18 protein-coding genes are annotated in these 18,180 nt (G+C 43.5%); 9 read left to right on the top strand and 9 right to left on the bottom strand.

Features of this window, described 5'->3' with window-relative positions:
* Positions 1-131: 131 nt before the first annotated feature.
* Both APB76_RS13170 and APB76_RS13165 read right to left on the bottom strand, forming a co-directional pair.
* Positions 132-959 carry an SDR family oxidoreductase gene (locus tag APB76_RS13170; RefSeq protein ID WP_054963260.1) on the bottom strand — a complete coding sequence of 276 codons (828 nt, stop codon included), beginning with the start codon at positions 957-959 and terminating at the stop codon, positions 132-134.
* Positions 960-1,005: 46 nt separating this feature from the next.
* Positions 1,006-1,920, bottom strand: coding sequence for a TIGR01777 family oxidoreductase (locus APB76_RS13165; protein WP_054963261.1), 915 nt, complete (start codon positions 1,918-1,920; stop codon positions 1,006-1,008).
* Between the two features lie 230 nt (positions 1,921-2,150).
* Between APB76_RS13165 and APB76_RS13160 the strand changes: the two genes are divergently transcribed.
* From APB76_RS13160 to yfcE, 5 genes are read left to right on the top strand one after another with little or no spacing between them, the layout of a single operon-like run.
* Positions 2,151-2,885 (top strand): DUF1538 domain-containing protein, encoded by a 735-nt coding sequence (locus APB76_RS13160; protein WP_054963287.1) that lies wholly within the window; start codon positions 2,151-2,153, stop codon positions 2,883-2,885.
* The gene (locus tag APB76_RS13155; protein ID WP_054963262.1) at positions 2,882-3,676 is read left to right on the top strand and encodes a DUF1538 domain-containing protein; all 795 of its coding nucleotides are present in this window, start codon (positions 2,882-2,884) and stop codon (positions 3,674-3,676) included. Before APB76_RS13160 ends, APB76_RS13155 begins: the two co-directional genes overlap by 4 nt.
* Positions 3,666-4,016 carry a P-II family nitrogen regulator gene (locus tag APB76_RS13150; protein WP_054963263.1) on the top strand — a complete coding sequence of 117 codons (351 nt, stop codon included), beginning with the start codon at positions 3,666-3,668 and terminating at the stop codon, positions 4,014-4,016. Before APB76_RS13155 ends, APB76_RS13150 begins: the two co-directional genes overlap by 11 nt.
* Positions 4,013-4,417 carry a CBS domain-containing protein gene (locus tag APB76_RS13145; RefSeq protein ID WP_054963264.1) on the top strand — a complete coding sequence of 135 codons (405 nt, stop codon included), beginning with the start codon at positions 4,013-4,015 and terminating at the stop codon, positions 4,415-4,417. Before APB76_RS13150 ends, APB76_RS13145 begins: the two co-directional genes overlap by 4 nt.
* Positions 4,418-4,467: 50 nt before the next feature.
* Positions 4,468-5,016, top strand: coding sequence for a phosphodiesterase (gene yfcE, locus APB76_RS13140; RefSeq protein ID WP_054963265.1), 549 nt, complete (start codon positions 4,468-4,470; stop codon positions 5,014-5,016).
* A 34-nt stretch (positions 5,017-5,050) separates the two neighbouring features.
* Here yfcE and APB76_RS13135 read toward each other — a convergent pair whose 3' ends face one another.
* From APB76_RS13135 to APB76_RS13120, 4 genes are read right to left on the bottom strand one after another with little or no spacing between them, the layout of a single operon-like run.
* Entirely contained in the window at positions 5,051-5,329 is a 279-nt protein-coding gene (locus APB76_RS13135; RefSeq protein ID WP_054963266.1) for a SelT/SelW/SelH family protein, read from the bottom strand.
* A gap of 10 nt (positions 5,330-5,339) precedes the next feature.
* Positions 5,340-6,095, bottom strand: a complete 756-nt coding sequence (locus tag APB76_RS13130) for a sulfite exporter TauE/SafE family protein (RefSeq protein WP_054963267.1) — start codon at positions 6,093-6,095, stop codon at positions 5,340-5,342.
* 35 nt (positions 6,096-6,130) lie between these two features.
* Positions 6,131-6,646: a regulatory protein ToxS gene (locus APB76_RS13125; protein WP_049845458.1), complete on the bottom strand. Its 516-nt coding sequence runs from the start codon at positions 6,644-6,646 to the stop codon at positions 6,131-6,133.
* 11 nt (positions 6,647-6,657) lie between these two features.
* Positions 6,658-7,524, bottom strand: a complete 867-nt coding sequence (locus APB76_RS13120; RefSeq protein WP_054963268.1) for a transcriptional regulator — start codon at positions 7,522-7,524, stop codon at positions 6,658-6,660.
* A 266-nt stretch (positions 7,525-7,790) separates the two neighbouring features.
* Between APB76_RS13120 and htpG the strand changes: the two genes are divergently transcribed.
* From htpG to APB76_RS13100, 4 genes are all read left to right on the top strand, one after another.
* On the top strand, positions 7,791-9,695 hold the full coding sequence (gene htpG, locus APB76_RS13115; RefSeq protein ID WP_054963269.1) for a molecular chaperone HtpG: 1,905 nt from the start codon (positions 7,791-7,793) through the stop codon (positions 9,693-9,695).
* A gap of 316 nt (positions 9,696-10,011) precedes the next feature.
* Positions 10,012-10,656: an adenylate kinase gene (gene adk, locus APB76_RS13110; protein ID WP_054963270.1), complete on the top strand. Its 645-nt coding sequence runs from the start codon at positions 10,012-10,014 to the stop codon at positions 10,654-10,656.
* Positions 10,657-10,788: 132 nt separating this feature from the next.
* Complete coding sequence (hemH, locus tag APB76_RS13105; RefSeq protein WP_049845462.1) at positions 10,789-11,748, top strand: ferrochelatase; 960 nt, start codon at positions 10,789-10,791, stop codon at positions 11,746-11,748.
* 481 nt (positions 11,749-12,229) lie between these two features.
* A complete protein-coding gene (locus APB76_RS13100; RefSeq protein WP_049845463.1) occupies positions 12,230-12,916 on the top strand; it encodes an oligogalacturonate-specific porin KdgM family protein in 687 nt (228 codons plus the stop codon).
* 58 nt (positions 12,917-12,974) lie between these two features.
* On the opposite strand, the gene APB76_RS13095 is transcribed toward APB76_RS13100, so the two are convergent.
* The 3 genes from APB76_RS13095 to APB76_RS13085 all read right to left on the bottom strand — a co-directional run bounded on the left by APB76_RS13095 (position 12,975) and on the right by APB76_RS13085 (position 17,952).
* Positions 12,975-14,474 (bottom strand): winged helix-turn-helix domain-containing protein, encoded by a 1,500-nt coding sequence (locus APB76_RS13095; RefSeq protein WP_237767905.1) that lies wholly within the window; start codon positions 14,472-14,474, stop codon positions 12,975-12,977.
* Between the two features lie 341 nt (positions 14,475-14,815).
* Complete coding sequence (locus APB76_RS13090) at positions 14,816-15,259, bottom strand: DUF411 domain-containing protein (protein WP_049845465.1); 444 nt, start codon at positions 15,257-15,259, stop codon at positions 14,816-14,818.
* Positions 15,256-17,952, bottom strand: coding sequence for a heavy metal translocating P-type ATPase (locus APB76_RS13085; protein ID WP_054963272.1), 2,697 nt, complete (start codon positions 17,950-17,952; stop codon positions 15,256-15,258). Before APB76_RS13085 ends, APB76_RS13090 begins: the two co-directional genes overlap by 4 nt.
* Positions 17,953-18,180: the final 228 nt, after the last annotated feature.

Genomic DNA, 18,180 nt, shown 5'->3' with positions numbered 1-18,180 from the left:
CAGCCAGTTTAACTGGTTTAAAGTCATGTTGTTATTCCGAATGTAACGCTTGAATTTTGTAACTAGGGCTTGCCCTGAGTGTTAATCTAACCTCATATTGTTACGGAATAATTACAAAACTGCAGAAAGTATCAGGCAGCTTGTCGCAATATTTTGTCCAAAATTCGGCTAGGAAGTAGGCGCTTTAACACCGAAAATACTTTGGTTGGAGTGGTAATTCGGTAACGAATCTTTGGTTTTTTCGCTTCAAGAGCATGGATTAGCGGCTCAATGCAAGATTCAGCAGGTAAGACAAAGGCATTATTTGAGTTTTCGTTGCTCAGTCTTTGTAACTGCTGGCGATACTGCTGTTCATGAGCACTGCCTTCAATGGATATCCAGCGCTTAAAAGCCAGTAAGGCGTTAGCGCGAAATTCTGTTTCAATCGGTCCTGGCTCAATCAGGCTAATATGAATGTCGCTATCCATTAACTCAAGCCTTAAAGTGTCGCTCCAACCTTCAATAGCAAACTTGGAGGCGTTGTATGCACCGCGATATTTCATTGCAGCAAAGCCGAGCACGGAACTATTTTGAACAATTCGACCATAACCCTGTTTACGCATAGTTGGTAGGAGCTCATATACTAATTGGTGCCAGCCAAAAAAGTTGGTTTCGAACTGTTCTCTCAAACCATCAGTGGGTAGATCTTCTAATGCTCCAGGTTGTCCATAAGCACCATTATTAAATAAAGCGTCAAGCTTGCCATTGGTGAGTGCTAATGCTTGCTCTACACCTCTGCTAATGCTCTGGCTGTCTGCGAGATCCATCTGGATGCAGGTGAGTCCTTCTGCTTGCAGCCTTTCGACGTCTTTTTGTTGGCGACAGGAAGCCACAACTTGGTAGCCATGCTTGTGTAGAGCGTGGGCACAGACATAGCCAATTCCGGTCGAACAGCCAGTAATTAATATAGATTTACCCATAGCGATCTAACCCATTGAATTTCTTAATTGGATCTAGGTTACTGGATTATTCATGGTGTTGTAACAAGTTTTTTAGCGCAGGCTCAAGGCGTGAGTAACTGAATCGAAATCCTAGTTCGGTTAATTTCTTGGGCTTGGCCCTAATACTGTCAAACAGTAGAACCGAGCTTTCTCCCATCGCCATCGACATTACCCATTTAGGCGTGCGCAGAAGGTGTGGACGCTTGAGTGTTTTGGCCAAGGTTTGGCTGAATTGTTTATTTGGAACCGGGTGAGGAGCGCAGAGGTTAAATTCTCCGTGAGCATGAGACGTTTCGAGTAGGTAGATAATGCCGCGAACCATATCTAGCATATGAATCCATGGCATGTATTGACGTCCGTGACCTAACGGACCCCCTAAACCTAAACGGTAAGGAGGTAACATTTTTAATAGCGCGCCACCTTGTGGGGCAAGAACTACGCCTGTGCGTAAAATACATACCCGGGTCATTTCTGAACGGGCTCGATTAGCGATCTGTTCCCAGCGACTACAAACGTGATGAGGAAACCCCAGGCTATTGACGTGTAAGCTTTCATCGAAAGGGTGTTCTTGTTGATCTCCGTAGTAGCCAACAGCAGAACCACTAATCAGCACTTCGGGTGGTGTAGTACTTGCGTGAATGAGTTCGACGAGTTTTTCTGTTAGCTTCCATCGGCTGTCACAGATGGTTTGCTTCTGTTTTTTGGTCCAGCGTTTATCTGCAATGGGCTCTCCGGCGAGATTGATAACAGCATCGAAGTCATTAAGGTGATGAAAATCATCTAATGAGGAAATGTAGGTGACATTGCCCACATCAGTATGGTTTAGAGTAGATTTTGCTTGTCGAGGTTCGCGGGTAAGCAGTACTACTTCATGGGTCGTTAAATGTTTGAGTAGCTCTCGACCAATAAAGCCAGTTCCCCCGGTGAGCAATACCTTCATTTTCAATCCTTCTCATTACGCACAGCAGACAAGTCCAATATTAACCATAGTGAACTATTGTTACTAATTATAGTTACTTAGCGGCAAATGTGATCACATGTGGCAATATCACAAAATTCACATTTTGTTACGTTTATCCCGTTCGACGTTGCAGATATCACATCAGAAAGCCAATTTGTTTGCCATGCTAATGAATAGATTGAGTGTTAGCTGAAGAACAAGGAGGTTCAGTGGAAGCAATGACAGCGCTGATTAAAGCGCTATTAGGGAGTTTGCGGGATCTTACGCCAATTATTGTTGTAATTGCATTCTTTCAGCTTGTTGTTCTGCAAGAGCCTCTTCCCAATCTATTATCCATTTTGTTTGGTCTTGTATTAGTCGTCTTTGGTTTGACGTTCTTTATCTTCGGTCTAGAGATGGGTTTGTTTCCCATCGGTGAGACAATGGCGCAAGCTTTCGCACGTAAAGGCAGTGTGTTCTGGTTGTTGATATTTGCCTTTTGTTTAGGGTTTGGAACCACAGTGGCTGAACCTGCTTTAACAGCAGTTGCGGATGAGGCAGCGGAAGTGGCTGCCGAAGGGGGGATGATCCTTCACAACGAAGAGTCGATGGAGGATTACGCTAACGGTCTACGCTATACCGTCGCATTATCGGTCGGTATTGCCATACTACTCGGTGTGTTGAGAATTCTAAAAGGTTGGCCGATTCAATACATGATCATTGGAGGATACATTGGTGTGGTCATTCTAACCATGTTTGCACCCCAGAGTATTATAGGGGTGGCTTACGACTCTGGTGGTGTTACGACATCGACGATCACTGTGCCTCTTGTGACCGCGCTTGGGGTTGGACTTGCATCCGCCATTAAAGGGCGCAATCCGATGACCGATGGTTTTGGTCTGATTGCATTTGCCTCTTTGCTTCCGATGATGTTTGTTATGGTCTATGGCATGGTGGTGGCATGATTGAGTGGACACATTTCTTAGATACTTTCGTCGGCACCATTACTGATGTCTTGCCCATTGCGACGATTATCTTTGGTTTTCAATTTGCCGTTCTTCGCCGCCCGGTGGCCAACCTACCCAAAGTTGTCCTTGGCTTCTTTTATGTCATTCTTGGTTTATCTCTATTTTTAATTGGTTTAGATCTCGCCCTATTTCCACTGGGTGAAACAATGGCTGAGCAGCTTACCGCTCCAAGCTTTATTCAACATTTTAAACTCTCGACAGGCGACATCTTTGAATGGATGGACTATTACTGGGTCTACTTATTTGCTTTCTTTATTGGATTTAGTACCACAATCGCTGAACCTTCTCTGATTGCTGTGGCAATAAAAGCCAATCAAGTATCAGGTGGAAGTATCAGTGTCAATGGATTACGCATTGCTGTGGCTATTGGCGTTGCTGTGGGGATTTCTTTAGGGAGTTACCGAATTGTTGTCGGAGACCCTATCCATTATTACATTATTGTTGGTTACGTAATTGTCGTCATACAAACGTTTTACGCACCTAAACTCATCATCCCTCTTGCTTATGATTCGGGAGGGGTAACGACGTCAACAGTTACTGTTCCGTTAGTTGCAGCGTTAGGTTTAGGGTTGGCATCGACTGTCCCAGGGCGTAACCCCATGATCGATGGTTTTGGATTGATTGCGTTTGCCAGTTTATTTCCCATGATCTCGGTGATGGGGTATGCACAAATCACTCAGTGGTTAAACAAAGACGCTGAGCGGGAGGATGAAGAAAATGCGCTTTAAATTGCTATTAGCTTTTGTTGAAGATAGTAAAACCGATGTGGTTCTTGATGCTGCGCGTAAAGCAGGAGCGACAGGAGCTACGGTGATCAACCATGCGAGAGGGGAAGGCCTTAATCAAAAGAAAACATTTTTTGGTCTAACCTTAGATGTGCAGAAAGATGTGGTGTTATTTGTGGTCGAAGAACACTTGTCTCGGCATATTTTGGAAACAATTGGTGAGGTCGGTGAATTTGATCAGGAGTCTGGTCAAGGGATAGCTGTCCAGATCGATATTGAGGATGCCGTAGGTGTGGCGCATCAGGTCGAGAGGTTAACCAAAGTGGTGGAGGATGAATTATGAAAGCACATAGTAAGGTTCGAGTTCGCGATGTAATGACGAATAACTATGTGGTCATTGATGGCCTAACAACGGTAAAAGAAGGCATACAGCTTGCTCGTAGCCACGAGGCTAAGGCGTTGGTGGTCAATAAGCGAAATGATGACGATGAGTATGGTTTGGTTTTGATGAATGATATTGCTAAAAAGGTGCTTGCGCAGAATCGCTCGCCAGACAGGACCAATATTTATGAGATCATGACCAAACCCGCGATGTCGGTAGACCCTGATATGAATGTGAAATACTGCGCACGCTTATTTGAACGATTTGGTATCAGCCGTGCACCTGTCATCGAAGCCGGGAAAATCGTCGGTATGGTGAGTTACAATAACATTGTCATTTACGGCATGGTGCATGATGACTAAAGGTCATAGAGTCGGTAAAATCTCCTCATTATTTTTGAGGAGATGATGTCGTGAAACTCTTTTTTGCCTCTGACTTGCATGGTAGTTTGCCTGCAACCCAACAAGTACTTGCCGAATATCAACAGTCTGGTGCAGAGACATTGGTTCTGCTGGGGGATATTTTAAATCATGGTCCACGTAACCCTATACCTGAGGGTTACAACCCTCCAGCGGTGAGTGAATTGCTTAACCAGTATGCAGATCAGATAGTGGCTGTGCGCGGTAATTGCGATAGCGAAGTTGACCAAATGCTGCTTTCGTTTCCAATGATGATGGATTACGCATGGGTATTGCTAGAATCGGGTCAACGTCTGTTTCTAACTCATGGTCATCTGTACAATTCAAGCAAGCGTCCGCCATTAAAACAAGGAGATATTATTGCTCAAGGGCATACCCATATCCCAGTCGCTGAACGTGATGGCGAACAGTTTCTATTTAACCCGGGCTCCATTACCTTTCCACGTGACGGATTTGCAGCGAGTTATGGCTTGCTAGAAGATAAAGAGCTTAAAGTGGTCACATTCTCTGGTGAGGTATTGGTTTCGACGCTAATTGGCTAGCAACGACAACGGCAGCAAAACTCGCTGCCTTCTTTTATTTGGAGTCGGAATGGCCTAAATCGCGCTCTGGGTCGATGATATCGCGCACTTTCTGTTTCAATACTTTGGCTTCTGGGAATCCACCATCTCGTTTTCGTTCCCAAACAATCTCGCCATTACAATGAATTTCAAAGCGTCCCCCAGTATCTGGGTGCAGTGAGATTTTCTCTATCTCCTCACTAAAGGTATGCAGCAGTTCTTGAGAGAGCCAAGTGGAACGTAACATCCAGTTGCATTGGCGGCAGTAATAAATATCAATGACAGCCTTATCCATAAATTATCCTTTAAAACAGAAGCTTAATACCGACGGTAAAGGTCAGGATTTCGAAGAAAATTTTGATCAATTGATTGCTATAGCGAGTAGTAAGATAAGCCCCTAAGCTGCCACCGATAAACGATCCGAGTAGAAGAGCGGGTAACCAAGGCCAATAGACAGGAGCACCAGCTTGTACAATTGCAATCGCCCCAATGCCATTCCAGAATAGGCCAACACACAACATAGTTAGTGCGACCGCTTGTTTATAGCTGTACCCAAACCAACGAATTAGAAATAGCGTAACGAGTAGGCCAGAACCCGCCGTCAGTGAGCCATTAATAATGCCAATCAGCATTAAGCCCAATCCACCTATAAGCCAACCTTTTGGATCACGATTAAGCGGCTGCTCGTGTTGTCCAAGCTGCTTTTTAAGGCGTGAATATATGCCAAGGCAAAGTATCATTCCACCCAGTAGTTTCTCTGCGATAGCACTGGGAACAAGCAAGACGATGTTAGCGCCGATGATGACCCCTAAGCTTCCAACACCGATGAGATACAAAGCCGCTGTATAACTAAAGCTTTTTTGTTTGATATGAGTGTATGCCGCACCTAGGCCAAGAGCGACACTTGCAATCTTGTGTGTAGCTAAGGCGATAGAAAAAGGGAGACCAAAGAAAATCAATAAAGGGAATTGCAGTAGGCCAGCGCCCCCTCCTGAGAGAGAAGCAAGGGTGTTGGCGGTCAGTGACCCCAGAAATAAGCCGAGTGTATTTACCCAATCCATAGCATAAAAAAGGGGCATCTTGCCCCTTTATTAAATTAGTTAGAAAAAAGAACAGTAGAGCCGTGGCTTAAACTGGTGAGTAGCAGTGTCTTGCCATTAACAATATCAATTCGTCGGCTCTGCTGAGCGTCCATCTTAAAGATTTGAGTAATAAGGTCTAATTGTTCTTTAGTAAAGTCTTTGCTTTGAGCGGAAGAAACATCTTTAAACTCGGTTGGGGAGACCAATAAGTAATTGTCGCTGATATCCCACTCTCCAGTTTCAGAAATATTGATAACACTCTCTGTTTTGGCGTTGTATGGATATAAACGTACGGTAGCAACGCGAATATATGTATTGTTCGGCAAATACTTTACGTTTGAAACCACATCGACTTTGCGAAGTGAGCCTACAGATTTTTCTTGAAGCGGCTCCGTGATGACAGTAACCATTTTAGATTGCCACTCTTTTGAAGTGAGCACCTGTTCAACCTTTAAGTCACTTCCCCAGTACAACCAAGCGCTAAATACGCTGGATAAAACAAGTAGGCTAGCTGCAATTTTTTGATTCATCAGGTCAACTCCTACTGGCAAACTTTACTGAGATCTTTTTGCTCTGCGAAGATGCGCAGAGTGATGTTTTCCCCTGAATTATCCAAAGAGTGGATGTAGTTCAGGATAAGCTGGTTGTTCTGACCGCCCGTAGCGATGACTTCGACTGGTGCTAGCTCATCGAGGTGTGTTTCATTGTATTTTTTCACACACTGTTCGATAGAAGGATACCACTTGCTTAAGTCTGGGTGGTTCACTGGGGCTTTGACTACTGTGTTATCAAATACAGCGAGCTGTCTAAACTTTGACTCCGCAGGGTTCGTAAACAAGATGACATATAATGGTATTAGTATCGCCAACACTATCAGTAGCTTAGATGTAAGAGGGCTCTTCTTTTTGGTTGAAGTTTGGCTCTCGGTAACCTCACTGACTGTACTCACTGGTTTTGCAACCGATGGCGTTTCGTTTGTCTCTTCAGTATTGTTTTGCTCTGGAGTTTCTACAACATTCAGCTCAGAGCTTTCCTCTGTGAGCGTTTCTCCGCTCATCAAGGTGGTTGCACGTTCTACAGAACAAATCAGTTGATAACCGCGTTTTGGCACCGTTTTCACAAACATTGGTGACTTTGTTGAGTCTTTGAGTAGCTTTCGCAGTGTAGAGATCGCCTGAGTTAAGCTTGAGTCATCAACCTCGAAACCTTGCTTACGCCAGACAAAGTCATGCAGGTCGTTACGAGAAACGATTTCACTTGGTTTCTCACACAGTAACAGCAGAATACGGCTTTCGTTACTACCTAAACGAATTAGCTCGTTGTTGTTCTCTTTATCGACGAGAGAGTTGGTGTTTGGGTCAAAGGTAAACCTGTTATCAAGATTAAACTTAGTACCTATGTTACTCATTAATTGCGGCCACTATATTAGAGGTTTCAGACAGTTAAGTTGTTAAAGCGCTCAATACAACTAACTTAATCAAAATCAGTTTATATTTTTTGAGTTTTTGGCGTGGTGAAGGATAGTCAAAATAAAACAAAAAAAACACTGTTTTTATGATTATTGACCTTGAATTTACATTTGTCACCCTCATGTTAATTGGCAGATTAAGGCCAAAATAAACATTGTCATTATGAATGTATTGGCTTGATAAGTATAGAACTTATGGAGTTATCATGAGCGAAACAGCAACACAAAACAAAGAAACTCGTGGCTTTCAGTCAGAAGTAAAACAATTACTTCACCTTATGATTCATTCTCTTTACTCAAACAAAGAGATTTTTCTGCGCGAGCTGATTTCTAATGCGTCTGACGCTTCTGACAAACTGCGTTTTCAAGCACTGTCAAACTCTGAGCTTTACCAAGGTGATGCCGACCTAGGGGTAAAGCTTAGTTTCGATGAAGAGGCAAATACGCTAACGATTTCGGACAATGGTATTGGTATGAGCCGCGATGATGTTATTGAACATCTAGGCACCATTGCTAAATCTGGCACCGCTGAATTCTTCTCTAAACTGTCTGAAGACCAATCGAAAGACTCGCAGTTAATTGGTCAATTTGGTGTTGGCTTCTACTCGGCATTTATCGTCGCAGACGCCGTAACGGTTCGCACTCGATCTGCCGGTTTAGATTCTCAACAAGCGGTTCAATGGCACTCTTCGGGCGAAGGTGAATATACCATTGAAACCATCCAAAAAGAGACTCGCGGTACAGATATCATTCTCCATATGCGCGATGAAGGTAAAGAGTTCCTTAATGAGTGGCGTTTACGTGAAGTTATCAGCAAGTACTCTGATCACATCGGCATTCCCGTAGCGATTCTAACCGCTGAACGTGATGAAGAAGGTAAAGAAACTGGTGAGAAGAAGTGGGAGCAAATTAACAAAGCTCAGGCACTTTGGACGCGTAACAAAACTGATATTTCAGAAGAAGAGTACCAAGAGTTTTATAAGCACGTATCGCATGACTTCGCCGATCCATTGGTATGGAGTCACAACCGTGTAGAAGGTAAGAACGACTACACAAGTTTGCTGTACATCCCAGCGAAAGCGCCATGGGACATGATGAATCGTGACCACAAATCAGGTCTTAAACTGTACGTGCAGCGTGTGTTTATCATGGATGACGCAGAGCAGTTCATGCCATCTTACCTGCGGTTCGTTCGCGGCTTAATCGATTCGAATGATCTGCCACTTAATGTGTCACGTGAAATCTTGCAAGACAACAAGGTAACGCAATCTCTACGTAACGCTTGTACTAAGCGGGTTCTTACCATGCTTGAGCGAATGGCGAAGAACGACGAAGAGAAGTACCAATCATTCTGGAAAGAGTTTGGTTTGGTGCTAAAAGAAGGTCCAGCTGAAGATATGAGCAACAAAGAGAAAGTTGCTGCATTACTTCGTTTTGCATCTACCGAATTCGATTCTGCTGAACAAACAGTTGGCTTAGCGTCATACGTTGAGCGTATGAAAGAAGATCAAGATAAGATCTTCTACCTGACCGCAGATAGCTACGCAGCAGCTAAGAACAGCCCTCACTTAGAGCAGTTCAAAGCGAAAGGCATTGAAGTTATTCTGATGTTTGACCGTATTGATGAGTGGCTAATGAATTATCTTACTGAGTTTGATGGTAAGCAGTTCCAGTCAATCACTAAAGCGGGCCTTGATCTGAGCAAGTTTGAAGACGAAGCAGAAAAAGAGAAGCAAAAAGAGACGGAAGAAGAGTTCAAATCTGTTGTTGAACGCACAAAAGATTATTTAGGCGATCGCGTTAAAGAAGTCCGTACTACCTTTAAGTTAGCAACAACGCCTGCGGTCGTAGTTACTGACGATTTCGAGATGGGCACACAAATGGCGAAGCTGCTTGAAGCGGCAGGCCAAGCAGCTCCTGAGGTAAAATACATCTTTGAAATCAACCCGGAGCATGAGCTAGTTAAGCAAATGGCCGATGAAGCCGACGAAGAAGCTTTCGGTCGTTGGGTCGAGGTACTGCTTGGTCAAGCTATGTTAGCTGAACGTGGTTCGATGGAAGATCCATCTCAGTTCTTAGGCGCAATCAACACCCTTTTGACTAAGGGCTAATAGTTTAAAACCGTCAAAAAGCTCGCATTTTGCGGGCTTTTTGATTTATTTGCGTTAATCGTGAATAAAAACGCGCGAAGTTGCAGGCTTGTGTGAGTGTTTAAGCATTCTTTAGTCGTAATTAGCGCTTTGGTTTGAAATTGTATGATAGAATGCAATCTTGAAACCAAATGAGCAGGCGTGTAATGTGCACGCCTGCTTTATTGTTAACTGTAGAACAGTTATACCGAAACTTACCGTGAGTCCAAGACATGTTCATGTGGTAACGCCATAGTGAGCTTCGGTATAAATCATCATTATCTTAAGAGGATTCAACATGCGCATCATTCTTCTAGGTGCTCCAGGTGCAGGTAAAGGCACACAAGCAAATTTCATCATGGAAAAATACGGTGTTCCGCAAATCTCTACTGGTGACATGCTACGTGCTGCTATCAAGGCAGGTACAGAGCTTGGCAAACAAGCTAAAGCTGTTATCGACGCTGGTCAGCTAGTTTCTGATGAAATCATCCTTGGTCTAATCAAAGAGCGTATTGCTCAAGATGACTGCGAAAAAGGTTTCCTACTTGATGGCTTCCCACGTACGATTCCTCAGGCTGACGGCCTGAAGGAAATGAGCGTCGACGTAGATTACGTGATTGAATTTGATGTTGCTGACGACGTGATTGTTGAACGTATGGCTGGTCGTCGTGCTCACTTACCTTCTGGTCGTACTTACCACGTTGTTTATAACCCGCCTAAAGTTGAAGGCAAAGATGACGTAACAGGTGAGGAGCTAGTTGTACGTGACGATGACAAAGAAGAGACTGTACGCGCTCGTCTAGGTGTGTACCACGAGCAAACAGCACCGCTAATCTCTTACTACGGTAAAGAAGCTGAAGCCGGTAATACTAAGTACCTTAAGTTCGACGGTACTAAGCAAGTTGCTGAAGTTAGTGCAGATATCGAGAAAGCGCTAGCATAAATAGCTAACTGCGAATTTTGAAAATTTGTTATAGTGAAGCGATCCTCTTTGGGGTCGTTTTTTTTATGCTCTTAGTTTGATCCAATTCTGAGATAGGTACGTAGAGAGCCTTTTTAGTGTCGATAGGAAGCTATGCAAAATAACAAAAAACAAGGTGTACTACTCGTTAACTTAGGTACGCCAGATGAAGCAACCGCTCCTGCGGTTAAGCGCTTTTTAAGTCAGTTTCTTCATGATAAACGTGTCGTCGATATGACACGTTGGCTATGGTGTCCAATTTTGCATGGTGTGATTTTGCCTATTCGCGCTCCCAAAGTAGCGAAGTTGTATCAAAGCGTTTGGATGGAAGAAGGCTCTCCACTTCTTGTTTACTCAAAGAAGCAAGTTGAGAAGCTCAGAGAGCAGGTTGATATTCCGGTTGAGTTAGGCATGACTTATGGAAATCCAAGTCTTAAATCTGGCTTAGAAGCCCTGCTTGCACAAGGAGTCGAGGACGTTATCGTATTGCCTCTTTACCCTCAGTACTCGGGAACCACGACGGCAGCAGTATCCGATGGTTTAACGAACGCGTTTAAGCAACTACCAATGATACCGAGCTACCAGTTTATTAGTGACTATCACCAACACCCACTGTATATCAAGGCGCTGGCTGAAAGTGTAAAACGCTCTTGGCAAGAAAACGGCAAAGGGGATTACCTGCTTTGTTCGTACCACGGTATACCTAAGCGCTATGCGGACAACGGTGATATTTATCCTCAGCATTGCGATCGAACTACAACTCTTCTTGCCCGAGAGTTAGGCTTAGCTCCTAACCAGATCGGTATGACTTATCAATCTCGTTTTGGTCGCGAGGAGTGGCTGCAACCTTATACAGATAAAACTCTTGAGAAACTGCCGGGTAAAGGTATCAAAAAGCTTGATATTTTGGCACCTGCCTTTTCTGTTGATTGCCTTGAAACATTGGAAGAACTCTCTGAGCAATGCAGAGAGCTGTATGTGGAGCACGGCGGTGAGAAGTTTACCTACATTCCTTGCCTAAATGATGATGAACTCCACATTCAAATGATGGCTGAGTTGATTACTCGTCATTAATTAATGGCAAATTTCCATTTTTTTTAGGGTCGCTAAAGCGGCCTTTTTTGTGCCTTGTGAAATTTGGCGTAACGTCAAATTCTCAGTATTACTCGTAAGCAACGCATTTTTCAGTTAATCGCCAGCGCGATGTTTTGGTGATCAAGATCAGATTATTATTATTGGAAAACAACCAAAAGCTAAAAGTAGTGTGAGCTAGCTACTGTTATTATGGTCAATACCAAATTGTCGAGTGATATTGATCACCAAAATTGGCTTTATTATTTTTTGTGTTTTTACAAGTGTATGAATATTAAGAGTTAAATTTATTTTTCATTTTTCACAGTGAAGTGTGTCGCACAAGAAATGGATTAATTTTTTATAGTGAATTAAATCCGACATTATGACTGCCAAGCCAGGGAGGCAACCCAATTTTGCGGTTAACGGTAAAGAAATACCCAGATATAACCGCAACACATTTTAGTATTAAAGGCAGAATACAATGAAAAAATTACTGACTCTTAGCGCACTTTCACTTGCTTTTGCATCAACAGCGTACGCGGGTTCTTCTTACGTAACAGGTAACGTTCAATTCCATAGCGAAAATAAAAATCCAAACGCGACTTCAACACTTGAAGCTGGCCATACATTTGATACAGGCACAACGTTACTAACTGAGTTTGATGGTATTTCAATCGGCAGCTACGAAGGTGAGTTTAACGAGGGTAAAGGGACTACGCCTTATATCACACTGGGTATTGAGCAAAGCTATTCAATCAATGACAACTTATGGGTTGCAGCAGGTTACCACCACTTATTGAACAATGGTGAAACTGTGCAAAACCGTCCACTAGTGAAAATCGGCTACAACTTCGACAATGGTCTTGCGCTAAGTAATCGTACTCGTTACCACAACGTTAAGAACAGCGACAACGATCAGCTACGTTTTGATAACCGTATTGGTTACGCAGTAGGGGATATGCCTCTTACACTCGCGTACAACAACGTTTACGTACGCAGCGATGAAGCCGAGAACACTATGGACCATGAGTTTCGTGCTACTTGGACTCGTGAAGGTGTACAACCATACTTTGAGTTGCGTAGCCAAGGTCATGGCGCGAAAAATCTAGATGGTTCAGATAAGAAAGAGAACACTGCATTCGTATTCGGTGCTTCTTACGGCTTCTAATCAACTCTAAATCTACTGTCCTAGATTAAGGCCCAGATTTTGCTGGGCCTTACCCGTTTTATGCGGTTTTGATTGGGGTGCAGAAACGTTCTATTCCTTGCCAAAGTATGCTGTTTGGCATGTGTATATACTCTATGTTTGACAAGGCATCCTTCCATAGGTCCAAACAAGCCGCTTGCTTATTGGTGCTAGAATAATGTGCTAATACTTGCTTTGAAGGAATACTAATAGTGAGCGCGGCGGTTGCTTTTAAATAGCTACTTAAATACTGTTCGGTATTGTTCTTATTGCGGCTAATGTTTGCTTGCAGCATTAATATCAAGGCGTTGCTCGGAATTTCCGCGACATATTCTCTTTGCAACATTTGCAGACTTTTCTCGATGTCCCCTGAGCGATAGGTGAGGAGAGCCAACAACATATGCAGCTCTGGAGAGGGGGTTGGCGTGCTCTGTTTAACTTTATCAATCCACTGACGCAATACATCAGAAGGCTGATCGCTAAACAGCAGTTCCCGAGTATAAAAACTGATTTCAGCACCACTCATCTTTTGGTCAATTAGCTTATCAAATGCAGTTTCTGACATTTGGCTTAGGGATGTTTTCAGCTTTTTCTTAATCTTGATGATGGGAGTAGGCAACTTAAAATATTCAGTTAAATCAGAGTTGAGTTGGTTGACAGCCTTTACTAACTTGTTGTTTTCCAGTGTATACAGATTACGCCAAGCAACACGCGCAGAGGCAGAGTGATAAAGGATGGCCTCTAGCTTATCCGTTGTTCCTGTGTCCTTTATAAGGTTAAAGGTTAGCTTATAATCCGAATCACTAAGAGCATCTGAGCCCGGAAAACTAGGGTGTTCGCTTAAACTCATTAAGTAGTAACTAGGGGAACGCATATTTGCTAAATGAATATAAGGCGAATGGCTATAGGCATGTAGCAACAAAACTTTGAGCTTGAGTGCGTCGTCTTGCATTGATTGTCGCGATGAGGATATCTGATCGAGCAACAGCCTAACCTGAGGAACATATAATGCTTGATCCTTTGCTTCGACCTTAACGTCGAAGAATGAATTTACCACGATGGTTAATGCGAGCAAGCTAGTAATAGCCAGAGTGAAAATCCAGAGCAAGAGTTTCGATGGTTTGAACTTAGCTTTGCTTGTTAGCGGAGATTGATCGTCAGATATCGGTTCAGAGCTTGTTGATTCCATCAGTTGTACATGGCTATTGGGAATGTAGTAGCCCCGTTTCGGGTAGGTCACGATAAGCTTTGTTGAATCAATCTCTGGGACGTTTTCTCGTAATAAGTTACGCAGTAAACTAATACGATTGGTCACAACATTCTTTGAAATGTATTGATTTTCCCATACTTGTTCGATGAATTGCTCAATTGAGGTTGGTTCACCCACATTAGATAATAACACTTCCAGTAAGGCGATGTTACGAGGTTCTAGTGCAACCTCATCAATGCCATTGGTTAGCGTTTTATGCGTAGGGTCGTAAATTAGGTGAGCAATGGCGATATTTTTGCCGTTTTGCTTAGCTTGAGCGAGTAAGTTCATACGAGTACCGGGTGAGCGGAGTGACGCCGCGCATTCTACAAAAATATTCTTCCGACTTATAGATCTCTTCATAAGTAAATGTTGTTGTATTATTTTTGAGAAACTCGATGCGTTACAAGTTTATCAACAATGGTTTTGTTTTCAGCATCCGTCGTTGTCAAGACGTCGTCAAGTTGATGGGAAAGCTATCTGAGTAAGAGAAATAATGCGAAAAACAAAAGTGAATGTAGTTACATTTGATGTGATTTTAGATCTATGTCTATGATTTTATTCAGTAGTTCATTGCACTTTAACTCATCGAAGTGAGTTAAAGTGCTCTAGGTATAGACTTACAGAATCCGTTATTTATTGCCTTGGTAGTGGCGGTATTCAAACACCTGTCCTTCCTCATTGAAGGCATAGACAGAGTACTCATCTTTCTTATCACCATACTCCATGCCCGGTGACCCCATTGGCATCCCGGGAACAGCGAGCCCTTTAGCATTGCGTGGCGGATTTTCTAAGAAAGCTTTAATATCTTCGGCTGGAATATGGCCTTCAAAGACGTAGCCATCTATTTCGGCTGTATGACAAGAAGCGAGTTCTGGTTTAATGCCAAGTTTCTGCTTAATGGGATTCATGTTTTCATGCAACCTCTCATCGACATTAAATCCTGCTTCTTGCATATGTTTAGTCCACTCTGTACAACAACCACAATAGGGTGACTTATGGTTGATAACATCTGCCGCTAACGCTGGGCCTGAAAGCAGTGCTAGGGTTGTCAAAGCTAGAAATTTTCCATTCATAGTGACCTCTCAGAAGTTTTATATAATCTTAAACGGTTGGCGTTACTGACCACCGTAATGGATGATAAAGCCATTGCTGCACCCGCGATAACAGGGCTGAGCAGAAAGCCAAAAGCTGGGTAAAGCACTCCAGCAGCGACTGGGATGCCTAGTGAGTTATAGATGAACGCACCAAACAGGTTCTGTTTCATGTTACGTAGAGTCGCTTTAGACAATTCAATGGCCTTGATTACGGATACAGGCGATGAGTTGAGTAAGGTAATTTGCGCGCTTTCAATCGCGACGTCGCTGCCGCTACCCATGGCAACGCCGATATCAGCTAAAGCGAGAGCAGGAGCATCGTTGACGCCATCACCAATCATGGCAACGTTACGGCCTTCACTCTGAAGTTGTTCAATATGGCTCGCTTTCTGATCTGGCAATACTTGAGCGATGATGCGTTCAATACCTAACTGAGTCGCGATTGCTTGTGCGACGGATTGGTTGTCTCCAGTGAGCATGACGGGTGTGATACCCATTGCTTTTAACATAGAAACCGCTTGTTTAGCGTCTTCTTTAATCGGATCGGCAATGGCGATAGTGCCGACGATTTCAGAGTTAACCGCGATAACAACCGGAGTCCAAGCATTGTCTAGGTAACGACGGATTTCAGCTTCTATTGAGGACATCTCCCACGATTGCGTCTGAGCATAGTTAAGTGAGACAATCGCAATTTCTCCCTGCTGAGACTGGGCAAAGACACCCTGCCCACGGCGATTCTCAAAGCTCTCTACATCAACGAGAGTGAGCTGTTTCTCTTTGGCTTGATTAACGATGGCTTTAGCTAATGGATGTTCTGAGTGTTTTTCAATAGATGCAGCTAATGCGAGTAAGCTATCAATGTCATTGGAAACAGAGTGAATAGCTTGAACTTGTGGCTTACCTTTGGTCAGGGTTCCGGTCTTATCAAATACAACCGTATCTATTTTGCTTGCTGACTGAAGGACATCGGCATCTTTGATCAAAATTCCCATCTCGGCAGCTTTACCTATCCCAACCGTGACTGATAGCGGTGTCGCGAGCCCCAGTGCACAAGGGCAAGCAATGATCAGCACAGTGGTAGTGACCACTAACATATAACTGGCTTTAGGCTCTGGGCCAAATATAAACCACACAAGTGCAGAGATAATCGCAATGGCAACCACAACCGGTACGAATATCGATGAAATTTGGTCGGCGAGCTTGGCAATGGCTGGTTTACTGCTTTGAGCTTCTCGAACCATAGTAATGATTCGCGACAGCATGGTGTCGCTGCCAATACCAGAGGCGGTAATCACTAAACTGCCATCTTGATTGATTGTGCCTGCTGAAACCGATTCCCCTAATATTTTTAGTACCGGAATCGGTTCACCAGTGAGCATAGATTCATCCAGATAAGACTCGCCACTCTCGACCACACCATCTACGGGCACCTTCTCACCGGGTTTGACTCTTAGTTTCATGCCTAAGGTGACTTGCTCAAGCGGAATCTCACGTTCACCATCCTCAGTGACTAGAGTGGCGTTCTGCGGTTGAAGGTTTACCAAGGCTTGTAGTGAGCGAGTCGTTTTAGCTTTGGCTTTAGCTTCTATGTAGTGACCGAGTGAGATTAGTCCGATGATCATTGCACTCGCTTCAAAGTAAACGTGTCTTGAAGCAAGTGGAAACCACTCGGGGATAGTGACGACTAACATAGAAAACAACCAAGCTGCTCCGGTACCAAGCGAGACTAAGGTATCCATCGTCGCTCGTTTGTGAGTAAGCGCTTGCCATGCATTGGTAATAAAGCTTCGCCCAGCCGTAGCCAATAGCCAAAAACAGATCACACCAATGACTCCCCAAATTAGTTGGTCTTGGCTGTTGCGAATCATCATATTGCCGCCAAATACTCCCCATAGCATCAACGGAGCTCCGACAATAATGCCTGCCAACGCACTTTTTTTATGCTGTGCTTGCGCCTGTTCTTGTTGCTCAATCTGTTTTTGTTGCTGCGTTGCTGGGTCATCAATAATTTGTGCTTGATAACCTGCTTCTTTTATCGTGTTAACAAGCTCGGCTTCAATCTGCTCGCTTGGTTCTGTACTAAAAACTAACGCGCTTTGTTCTGCTAAATTGACCTGAGCTTTTTGAATGCCTTCAACAGAAATTAGAGCTTTCTCCACGGACGATACACAACTCGCACAGGTCATACCGGAAATAATTAAATGGAAGGAGTGAGCCGACACTTCTTCTGTAGGGCTGACAGGCTTATCCGCCTCGCTGTTTGAAGGCTCAATGTCATCTAATTCAATTTGCTCTTGGGTTGCTTGATAGCCAAGCGATGCAACTAACTGTGTAATTTCATCCACAGTTCGTAGGGTAGTAATGGTTAATTCTGTTTTCGAAGCTGCGAATGTGCCATTGAGTGGATCTTGTGCTAATGCCTGCTCGAGCTTTGCAATGCATTTACCACAATTTAGTCCAGCTAATAAAAAATGATATTGATTGCCTGCGAAATAACCTAACTCTTCTATCTCCTCAGCGATAGACGAGAATGAACTATCGGTCTCGAGAGAAATAAAAGTCGGTGACAGTTGGTGAATTTTTACTTGGTGATTTGCAGTAAGGGCCCGCTCAACATTGCGTGCGCATCCCATGCAGTTTAATCCTGATAAGGGGATATCAAACTTAGACATAACAACACCTCGGAAAATAGAACTATTGCTAAGCCTAAACCTTCCCTTAAGGGTAAGGTCAAGCGATGAAAGAAAAACGTCAATATTAGGTGAATCTTAAGATTGTTAGTTTAGTCGATTGCGAGAGATTTCAAACTTTTATTGGTGAAATTGTTAATACCTATAAACCAATGAAAATTTACAGTGATATGAACCGCAAAACTGCCAGTGTTAACTTACTCAACTCGT

The sequence above is a fragment of the Vibrio bivalvicida genome (assembly GCF_001399455.2).
Classification (GTDB): Bacteria; Pseudomonadota; Gammaproteobacteria; order Enterobacterales; family Vibrionaceae; genus Vibrio; species Vibrio bivalvicida.
This window is presented reverse-complemented; position numbering and strand designations above follow the sequence as displayed.